Origin of the sequence: Pyxidicoccus fallax (assembly GCF_012933655.1) — a bacterium.
GTDB lineage: Bacteria > Myxococcota > Myxococcia > Myxococcales > Myxococcaceae > Myxococcus > Myxococcus fallax.
On sequence record NZ_JABBJJ010000422.1, the window covers coordinates 1 to 9496 of the forward strand.

The window sequence follows — 9496 nt, forward strand, 5'->3', positions numbered from 1 at the left end:
GAGGTGTATAAGAGACAGCCCACCGTCCGCGCTCCGGCCTACGTGGCGCCCACGGCGGAGGACTTCCTCCAGCGCGCCGTGCGGCTGGAGCGCGAGGGTCAGGTGGAGCGCGCCATCGAGGTGCTCACGCGCGGCATCGAGCGGGAGCCCGGGGCGGCGGCGCTCTACGGCAAGCTGGCCCTCATCCTGGTCCACCAGCGCAAGGACTACGCCCGGGCCGTGGAGCTGCTGGAGCGCGCCGTGGAGCTGGAGCCCGGCCACCCCGTCCTCCAACAGAACCTGCTCAAGCTGACGGGCCTCGCCGCGGCCGCCGCGGGCCAGCGCAAGGAGCCCAAGCGCGGCCTCTTCGCGCGCCTCACCGGACGGCGGGGCTGAGCACGCGCGCCCGCGCGCTCACGGCCAGCCGCCGTCCAGCAGCCGTTCCGCCTCCTCCAGCGAGAAGGCCAGGTGCACCTCGTGCCCCAGCAGGCGGCTGCGGCGCTCGAAGAGCAGGGCCGCCTCCACCGAGCGCCCCACCACCCGCACCCCGCGGCGGAACCCCTTGGTGCGCGCGGCCTCGACGATGCGCTGGAGCTGACCCGTCGCCTTCTCGGGAAGCTTCGTGACACCGCTCAGGTCCGACAGCATGTCGAACCCCGGGCGCAGCCGCTCCATGGCCGCCACCGCGGCATCCCCAATCCGGAACGCCTCGGCCTCGTCGATGTCTCCCCACAGGCGAACCACCAACCGGTTCTTGCCGACCTGTGCCTCGACCTCGAACACTGGGTCACGCCCTCCAGGAAAAGCCAGCTTTTCCTTTCCGGGCTTCAGTCTACCGCCGGGGTCCGGCGCGCCTGCAAACTTCCTTGCGACGGCGGCGGAAGTCATCCGCCACCGCTTCAGATTTCCGCCACGCCTTCGCGCTCGGCCCAGCCCTCGAGTCCGTTGGGGAGACGGATGCGGACGAAGCGGCCGGTCTCCTCGAGCAGCCGCACCTTGAGGCCGGCGTGGACCTCGAAGATGGAGCGGGCGCCGGGCTGGGGCAGCTCGCGGGCGACGAGCGTGGGGGAGAGGACGACGGCCTCGTGCACCGTCTCCTCCACCCACGCGTGCGTGGCCAGCAGCAGGCCGGAGGGGATGGCCACGGCGAACAGCAGCGTGGCGAGGATGCCCACCAGCGTGCGCCGGCCCGGGCGCAGCACGCGCCACAGCATCACCATGACGAAGGCCGCCACCCACGTCCCCAGGAAGGTCCACGCCACCACGTTGCCGTCGGTGGCCGCCGCCACGCGCGGGAGGAACTCCTCCTCCGCCGAGGCGCCCACCACCTTGTCCACCTGACGCGCGCGGGCCACGGCCAGGTTGGCCTCCAGGTCCGGCGCGCGGCCGCCCTGCTTCACCGCCTGCTCCAGCGCCAGCACCGCCCGGCCCAGGTCTCCCCGCGCCAGGTGCGTGGTGCCCAGGTTGTAGAGCACGTCCGGCCCGCCGTGGCCGTGCGACAGGAGCTTCTCGTAGCCCGCCTGCGCCTCGGCGTAGTCCTCGCGCGCGTACGCCTCGTTGGCCTTGAGGAAGACGTCCTGCGCCTCTTCCGGCGTGTAGTAGCCGCTCACGCCCAGCCCTCCATGGCCGCCGCCGCCGCGTCCATCACCTTCTGACGCTCGGCCGGGTTGCCGCCGCCGCCGTAGCGGCCCAAATCACACGCCTCCAGCACGAAGAGCACCCGCGAGCGCCGCTCCGCGTCCGCGCCCGCCGCCGCCATGCGCTCCGCGAGCACCTCGCGCGTGAGGCCGCCCACCGGCACGCCCAGCCGCGCCTCCAGGAAGCCGTGCAGCGCCTTCTCCACCTCCGCGTAGAAGGCTCCCACGTTGGTGCCGCCCTGGAGCTTCTCCGCCTCCGCCAGCCGCTTGCGCGCGGCCTTCGCCTGCTGCCGGCCGCGGTCCGCCTCCGAGCGGGTGGCCAGCTTCCCGCGCAGTCCACCGACGAGGGCCACGCCCAGCAGGAGCCCCAGCGGCGCCAGCACCACCGGCACGAAGAAGCCCCGCTTCCACGGCGGCTCGGACGGGGCCACGAAGCGCGCCTGGTAGCGCACCGGGCGCAGCCCGCCCGCCGTCAGCACGTTCTTCTGCTCGTTGGCCGCGTCCGCCACCTGCGACGGCGACGTGGGCAGCGACGACACGCCGCCCGCGCCCGCCTCCACGGTAATCGTCACCGGCTCCGTGCGCGCGACGTCGTAGGCGCGGGCGCGCGGGTCGAAGAAGGGGAACTCCAGCGCGGGCAGCGTGAAGGTGCCCGTGCGCTGCGGCATCACCAGGTACTCCATCACCCGCCGGCCCTGCACGCGGTTGCGCTGGGGCGCCACCTTGTCGGTGGTGGTGGGGTCATAGATCTTGAGCGCGGCCGGGCCGGTGAGCTTCGGCGGGGTGACGTTCTTCACGTTGCCCACGCCCTCCAGGATGACCTTCACCGTGACGGGCTGGCCCAGCTCCACGCGCGTCTGGGAGACCTCGGTGGACAGGCGCCAGCTGCCCACGTGGGCGTTGGACATGCCCTGGGGCGCGCCCGGCGGCAGCGGCCGCACCTTCACCTTCAGCCCGTTGGACACGCGGTGCACGCGGTGGCCGGCGAAGAGGAAGCCGGTGGTGATGTCCGCCTCCGCGGGGGTGATGGTCAGCGTGCCGGGCTTCACGGGGAACAGCGCGCGGCGGCGCAAGAGGTAGGCGCGGTAGGGAACGCCGTCGACGATGCGCTGCTCGCCGGACAGCTGCGTGGGGCTCTCCACCTCCTCCGTCCAGAAGCCCTCCAGCTTGGGCATGGTGACGGAGTCCACGCTGGACAGGTCCACCCGCGAGTAGATGTAGAGCGACAGCGTCACCTGCTCGCCCACGAAGACGTCGTCCCGGTCCAGGCTGGAGCGCAGGAACAGGTCCGAGTCGCCACGCGGAATCGTGGGCTCGTCCTCCATCATGTCGTCTTCGAACGGGTCCCTCCGCGATGGAGGCGCGCTGGCGAACGGGTCCGGCAGCGAGCCGCCGGACTGTGCCTGGGGCGGCGTCCCCAGCCGGCCGGACCGCACCGAGATTTCCACCGGCTGCGTGCGGTACGTCTTGCCGCGCACCGTGATTTGCGACGGCGGAATCTTCAGCCGCCCGGCGCGATTGGCGCGCATCACCAGCACGTACCGCGTGATGTCCTGGATGACGGCCGGGCCGCCGCCGGACAGCGAGATGGAGCGCTGGCTGCTGCGCGAGCTGGAGAGGACCTCGAAGTCGTCCGACTCCGGCAGCTGCACCTGCGCGTTGGGCGGCGCGTCCACCACCACCACGGTGAGGCGGAAGGTGTCGTCGCTGCCCACCTCCTCGCGGTCCACCGTCTGGTAGAAATCGAGGTCGTCGTTCGCCCATGCGGGCGCCGTGGCCAGCAGGGCGAGCACGGCGAGCAGGGCCCTGTTGGCGCTACCAGTCCTTCTCATTCGGCTTCCTCTGCTTCTTCTTCTGCTGGAAACGCCAGAGCTGGAGATTCTTCTCGTTCTGCTTCATCGCATCCAGCAGGCGCTCCGCCTCCTGCCGGTCCAGGTCCGAAGGATTCACGCCGCCGTCCGCGGTGCTCTCCTCCGCGTCCTCTTCTCCCGCGCTGCCGCCGTCGGTGCCACCGTCCCGCGGGTCACCCTCCCCGTCATCCGGGCCGCCATCCGCGCCACCGTCCGCGCCGCCATCGCCCTGCTGCGACGGGCCCTGCTCCCCACCGTCCGCGCCGCCATCCGCGCCGCCGTCGCTGCCGCCATCGCCCGGGCCGCCGTCCGCGCCGCCGTCGGAGCCACCATCCCCGGTGCCCCCGTCCGCGCCGCCATCCGCGCCCCCGTCCATGCCGCCGTCCTGGGGCGTGCCACCATCCCCCGGCGTGCCGCCGTCCTGGCCCGCGTCGGGGCGCCCACCGTCGCTGCCGCCGTCGGTGCCACCATCCGCGCCGCCGTCGGGCTTCTTGTCGTTCTGCGGCGGCGGCAGGTTGCGCAGCACCACCTCGTAGTTGTGGCGGGCCTGCACGTCCTGCGGGTCCATCGTGAGGGCGCGGCGGTAGGCCTTCAGCGCCTCCTGCCGGTCTCCCGTCGTGGCGTGCAGGTTGCCCAGGTTGTACCAGGCCTTCTGCCGCAGGTCGGGCCGGTTGGACTCGGTGACGCCCTGGAAGGCCTCGCGCGCCTCCGGGATGCGGCCCAGCTTGGCCAGCGCGTCGGCGCGGTTGAAGTCCACGGCCGGGTCATTGGGCCGCTCCTTCTTCGCCGCCTCGAAGGCCTTCAGCGCCTCCTCGTAGTTGCCCGCCGCGTACGCCTCGCGGCCCTGCTGCACCAGCGGGTGGTCGCGCTCCAGCGGGCCCGCGGCCCACACCGGCGACGGCAGGGCCAGCGACACCACCAGCCCCCAGGCCAGCAGCCGCGCCAGCGGGCCTCGCGTCTCCCCACGCGCGCTCACGGCGACGACCTCCGGCGCGAGGACGGCAAGAGCAACATGCCCAGCGCGAGCAGCGCCAGCCCCGGAACGGCGAAGGTCTGGAAGCGCTCGTCGTAGCGGACCGTCACCCGGCTCTCCAGCTCGCTCTTCTGCATCTGGTCGATGCGCTCCACCACCTGCGCCATGGCCACGCCGCGCGGCTGGTAATAGAAGGCCCCGCCGGACGCCTCGGCGATGGCCGTCAGGGCCGCGCGGTCCAGCCGCGTAATCACCGTCTCGCCCGCCGCGTCCTTCTTGTAGTCCACGAACTCGCCCCGCCGGTCGTACACGGGAATGGGCTCGCCGGACTCGGAGCCCACGCCCACCGCCAGCACCGGCACGCCCGCCTCCTTCAGCGCCTCGGCGGCCTCGTTCACCTCGCCGAAGAGGTCCTCGCCGTCGGACAGCAGCACCACCACGCGCTCCTTCGAGCCGCGGTCCGCGTTGTCCAGCACCTGCTTGGCCAGCTTCAGCGCGGCGCCCACGTTGGTGCCGCCCTGGGGCATCACCTCCGGGTCCACCGCGCGCAGGAAGAGCTTCACCGCCGAGTAGTCCGACGTCAGCGGCGACTGGATGAACGCGTCACCCGCGAAGACGACGAGCCCCACGCGGTCGCCCTTCAGCTCGTCCAGCAGCGTCGTCAGCTCCAGCTTCGCGCGCTCCAGGCGGCTGGGCTGCACGTCGCGCGCGAGCATGGACTTGGAGGCGTCCAGCGTCACCACCACGTCGATGCCGCGCCGCTTCGTCATCTCGCTCTTCGTCCCGCACTGCGGCTGCGCCAGCGCGAAGCCGAACAGCGCCAGCCCCAGTCCGTACAGGCCGCTCTGCACGGCGGGGCGCCACGCGGAGACGCCCGGCGTGAGGCGCTCGGAGTGCCGCTCGTTGAGCAGCCCGCGCACGCGCGAGCGGCGCCGCAGCGCGCCCACCAGCGCCAAGAGGCCGAGCAGGAGGCCCAGGAGCATCAGCAGCAGGAAGAAGGGCTGGGCGAGCCCCGCCTGGTAGCCGAGCACGGTGAAGCGCCAGGGTTCCACGGGCGTCACGGGAAGACCCTCATGAAGGAGGCGCGCAGGAGCAGCTCCAGCGCGGCGAGGCCGAAGGCCGCCAGAAGGAAGGGATGGAACTCCTCGCGGTAGGTGGCGCTGGCGCCGCCCTCCATCAGCTTGGAGCGCTCCAGCGAGTCGAGCACCTTCTGCAGGCCCGCGCGCAGGCCCTCCGGGTCCGTGGCGCGGTAGTACTCGCCGCCAGTGCGGTCCGCGATGTCCTGCATCAGCTCCGGGTTGATGGGAATCTCCGTCTCGCGCCACACGGTGTTGCCGAACAGGTCCGTGCCCTGCGGGAAGGGCACCTTGCCGCCCTTGCCCACGAGGATGGTGTAGATGGGCACCCTCAGCGACTGCGCCATGTTGGCCGCGTCCATGGGCGAAATCTTCCCGGCGTTGTTGTCGCCGTCGGTGATCAGCACCACCACGCGGCTCTTCGCGTCCGAGTCGCGCAGGCGGTTGAGGGACGTGGCCAGCGCGTCGCCAATGGCGGTGCCGTCCTCCAGCACGCGGGTGCGCAGCTGCTTGATGACCTCCTTCAGCACGCCGTAGTCCAGCGTCAGCGGCGCCTGCGTGTACGCCGCGCCCGCGAACACCACGAGGCCGATGCGGTCATTCACGCGGTTGGCGATGAACTCGCTGAGCACCTCCTTGGCCACGTGCATGCGGTTCTGCGGGCGGAAGTCTCCGGCCTCCATGGAGGTGGACAAGTCGAGCGCGACGACGATGTCGATGCCCTCCACCGACAAGTCCCTCACGCGCGAGTCGCGTGCCTGGGGCCGGGCGATGGCGAGGACGGCCGCCACCACCGCCGCCGCGCGCAAGAGGGGCAACAGGGGCAACAGGTACGTGCGCATGCCCTTGCCGCCGCGGGCGAAGACGTGCGCGGCGGAGAAGCGCAGCGTGGCGCGGGCGCGCCGCTCCCGCCACGCCTGCACCAGCAGCAGCGGCACGAGCAGCAGCCCCCAGAGCGCCTCGGGGTTATTGAACGCGGGAAGCGGCGGCATTGGCGGGAGCCTGGGGCGGCGGGGGCGGAACGTACGTCTTGTCGATGAGCGCGTAGCCGAAGGCGAGCGCGTCGCGGCAGTTCTCCGGCGACGCGTCCGCGCGCGCGTACTTCACCATGTCCGACTCGGACACGAAGCGCATCAGCGCGTCCTCGGGGAGCCCGGGCGGGGACAGCCGGCGCAGCGAGGCCATCAGCTCGGAGCTGGTGCACTCCAGCGCCTCGAAGCCGTAGCGCTCGCCGAGGTAGCCGCGGATGATTTCGGACAGCCGGAAGTAGAAGTCCTTCACGTGGCCGTGCGCGGGCAGGTCCTCCGCCTTGAGCGCGTCCAGCGCCTTGCGGGTGCGCACGTCCAGGGGCAGCGGCGGCGGCGCCACCACGTGCTTCGTCCGCTTCTTCCACCAGCGCCACAGCGCCCACGCGAGCGCCACCGCCGCGAGCGCGCCGAGCACCATCAGCACCAGCCGCCACGAGCGGATGGGCACCTCCTGCGGAGGCTGGTAGTCGAAGAGGTCCGCGCCCTGCCCGTCCGCGTCCGGAGGCAGCGTGGACGTCACCTCCAGCTCGCGGCCCTGCAGGGAGAAGCTCCGGGGGCCGTCCGGCGTGGCCACGTCGAAGTCGAGTTCTGGCGTCTGCAGCTTGCCCAGCGCGAAGGCGGACATGCGCACGCGGAAGGTGGTGATGGCCGCGTCCGTGCCGTCCTGCCGCTGGCGCGTCTGGTCCAGCAGCTCGAAGTCACCGCCCTCGGTGGGCAGCGTCAACTCGTAGCGGTGGTCCTTCGGGTGGGTGATGACGACTTCGTACGTGAAGGGGTCGCCGATGCGCACCTGCGGCGGGTCCACGCGCACGGAGAAGTTCTGGGGCTGCACCACCTCGCGCGCGGGCGGGGCGGGAGGCTGGGCGCTCCACGCCGGGAGCGCGCCCACCAGGAGCAGGGCCAGCACGGGCCAAAGCCGCTTCACGCCGCCATCCTCCGGGCCCGCGCGCGGAAGAACTGCGCGAGCGCCTTGCCATGGTCATCGCCGGCCCGCAGCTCCACGTGGTCCAGCTCCAGCTTCTTGAACAGCTTGCGCCGCTCGTCGCGCGCGGCCTGCATGGCCCGGGCGAAGCGGCCGCGCACGCGCGGGTCGCTGGTGTCCACGACGAAGCGCTCGCCCGTCTCCGGGTCCTCCATCTCCACCAGCCCCAGGCGGGGGAACTCCGCCTCCAGCGGGTCCTCCACCACCACGGGCACGAGGTCGTGCTTGCGCCCCACCAGCCGCAGCGGCTTCTCGTAGTCGCGCGCCTGGAAGTCGGAGATGAGGAACGTCACGGCCTTCCGCTTCGCCACCTGCGTCAGGTACGTCAGCCCCACGGCCAGGTCCGTGCCCTTCCCCGCCGGCTTGAACGTCAGGATGTCGCTCACCAGCCGCAGCACGTGCGTGCGGCCCTTGCGCGGCGGCACCACCTTCTCCACCCGGTCCGAGAAGAGGATGAGCCCCACCCGGTCGTTGTTGGCGATGGCGCTGAAGGCAATCTGCGCGGCGACCTCGGCGGCGATTTCCGCCTTGGTGCGCTCCTTCGAGCCGAACTCCTTGGAGGCGGACACGTCCACCACGAGCATCACCGTGAGCTCGCGCTCCTCGGTGAAGACCTTGACGTAGGCCTCGTTCATGCGCGCGGTGACGTTCCAGTCGATGATGCGAATCTCGTCACCGGGCTGGTACTGGCGCACCTCGGAGAAGGCCATGCCGCGGCCCTTGAAGACCGAGTGGTACTGACCCGCGAGCATGTCGGAGACCACCTTGCGGGTGCGAATCTCCAGCTTGCGGATACGGCGGATGAGGTCCTTGGGGAGCACGGGGTGCCTGCGGACGTCGGGTCAGGGGACTTCGACGCGGTCGAACACGCGCTGGATGATCTTCTCCGCGGTGAGCTCCTCGGCCTCCGCCTCGTACGTCATGGCGATGCGGTGGCGGAGCACGTCGAAGGCCACGGCCTTCACGTCCTCGGGGGTGACGAAGCCGCGGTGGCGCAGGAAGGCGTGCGCGCGGGCGGCCTGGGCCAGGGAGATGGTGGCGCGCGGCGAGGCGCCGAACTGGATGTAGTCCGCCAGGTCCTTGAGGCCGTACTTGTTGGGCTCGCGCGTGGCGAACACCACGTTGAGGATGTACTCCTTCACCTTCTCGTCCATGTAGATGTGGTGGACGAGCTCGCGGGCGCGGACGAGGTGGTCCAGGCCGATGACCTTCTGCGCCTTGGGCGAGGAGCCCCCGGACATCCGGTCCATGATGACCTTCTCCTCGTCGCGCGTGGGGTAGCCCACCTTCACCTTGAGCATGAAGCGGTCCACCTGCGCCTCGGGCAGGGGGTACGTGCCTTCCTGTTCAATCGGGTTCTGGGTGGCCAGCACGAGGAACGGCGAGGGCAGGCCGAAGGACTGGTCGCCGATGGTGACCTGGCGCTCGGCCATGGCCTCCAGGAGGGCGGACTGCACCTTGGCGGGGGCGCGGTTGATTTCGTCCGCGAGGACGATGTTGGCGAAGATGGGCCCCTTGCGGACGGTGAAGTTGGCCGCCTGCTGGTTGTAGATCATCGTGCCCACCACGTCCGCCGGCAGCAGGTCCGGCGTGAACTGGATGCGCATGAAGGTGGCGCTGAGCGCGTCCGCCACGGTGCGCACGGTGAGCGTCTTGGCGAGGCCGGGGACTCCCTCCAGCAGCACGTGCCCGTTGCAGAGCAGGCCGATGAGGATGCGCTCCAGCATGTACCGCTGGCCGACGATGACCTTGCCGGTCTCCTGGTTGAGGATCTCGACGAAGCTGCTTTCCTGCTGCACGCGTTCGGTGAGCGCGCGAATGTCGGTGTTCAATGTCGCCTCGTGTCGGACTGGCGGCGGGCAGCCTAGGGTTTACAGGGTATCCGGCTCAACACCGCAGAAGCCCGGGCATTCCAGTAAGTTGCGTGGGCGTCCGCCCATCCTGGAGAGTCCCCCACCCCTATGTCCCTGT

At 71.3% G+C, this 9496-nt stretch carries 10 protein-coding genes; 1 reads left to right on the plus strand and 9 read right to left on the minus strand.

From position 1 onward, the window contains the following. On the plus strand, positions 1-375 hold a 375-nt coding region (locus HG543_RS47380; RefSeq protein ID WP_169351569.1), incomplete at its 5' end, for a tetratricopeptide repeat protein. A gap of 18 nt (positions 376-393) precedes the next feature. Here the strand turns inward: HG543_RS47380 and HG543_RS47385 are convergent. The 9 genes from HG543_RS47385 to HG543_RS47425 form a co-directional block, all read right to left on the minus strand. After that, positions 394-762 (minus strand): STAS domain-containing protein, encoded by a 369-nt coding sequence (locus HG543_RS47385; protein ID WP_343073617.1) that lies wholly within the window; start codon positions 760-762, stop codon positions 394-396. Between the two features lie 116 nt (positions 763-878). Beyond that, on the minus strand, positions 879-1589 hold the full coding sequence (locus HG543_RS47390; protein WP_169351570.1) for a tetratricopeptide repeat protein: 711 nt from the start codon (positions 1587-1589) through the stop codon (positions 879-881). Beyond that, on the minus strand, positions 1586-3448 hold the full coding sequence (locus tag HG543_RS47395; RefSeq protein ID WP_169351571.1) for a BatD family protein: 1863 nt from the start codon (positions 3446-3448) through the stop codon (positions 1586-1588). Before HG543_RS47395 ends, HG543_RS47390 begins: the two co-directional genes overlap by 4 nt. Beyond that, positions 3432-4442 (minus strand): tetratricopeptide repeat protein, encoded by a 1011-nt coding sequence (locus HG543_RS47400; RefSeq protein WP_343073618.1) that lies wholly within the window; start codon positions 4440-4442, stop codon positions 3432-3434. The genes HG543_RS47395 and HG543_RS47400 overlap by 17 nt, the downstream gene beginning before the upstream one ends. Beyond that, positions 4439-5500 (minus strand): VWA domain-containing protein, encoded by a 1062-nt coding sequence (locus HG543_RS47405; protein WP_169351572.1) that lies wholly within the window; start codon positions 5498-5500, stop codon positions 4439-4441. Before HG543_RS47405 ends, HG543_RS47400 begins: the two co-directional genes overlap by 4 nt. Beyond that, complete coding sequence (locus tag HG543_RS47410; protein ID WP_169351573.1) at positions 5497-6507, minus strand: vWA domain-containing protein; 1011 nt, start codon at positions 6505-6507, stop codon at positions 5497-5499. The genes HG543_RS47405 and HG543_RS47410 overlap by 4 nt, the downstream gene beginning before the upstream one ends. Beyond that, positions 6482-7468, minus strand: a complete 987-nt coding sequence (locus tag HG543_RS47415) for a hypothetical protein (RefSeq protein WP_169351574.1) — start codon at positions 7466-7468, stop codon at positions 6482-6484. The genes HG543_RS47410 and HG543_RS47415 overlap by 26 nt, the downstream gene beginning before the upstream one ends. Beyond that, positions 7465-8346 carry a DUF58 domain-containing protein gene (locus tag HG543_RS47420; protein ID WP_169351575.1) on the minus strand — a complete coding sequence of 294 codons (882 nt, stop codon included), beginning with the start codon at positions 8344-8346 and terminating at the stop codon, positions 7465-7467. The genes HG543_RS47415 and HG543_RS47420 overlap by 4 nt, the downstream gene beginning before the upstream one ends. Before the next feature lie 21 nt (positions 8347-8367). Continuing rightward, a complete protein-coding gene (locus HG543_RS47425) occupies positions 8368-9357 on the minus strand; it encodes an AAA family ATPase (protein WP_169351576.1) in 990 nt (329 codons plus the stop codon). Positions 9358-9496 lie beyond the last annotated feature (139 nt).

Excerpts from the sequence above, each read along its gene's own strand:
- HG543_RS47395 (WP_169351571.1), bottom strand. The coding sequence starts at position 3,448 with ATGAGAAGGACTGGTAGCGCCAACAGGGCCCTGCTCGCCGTGCTCGCC.
- HG543_RS47410 (WP_169351573.1), bottom strand. The coding sequence starts at position 6,507 with ATGCCGCCGCTTCCCGCGTTCAATAACCCCGAGGCGCTCTGGGGGCTG.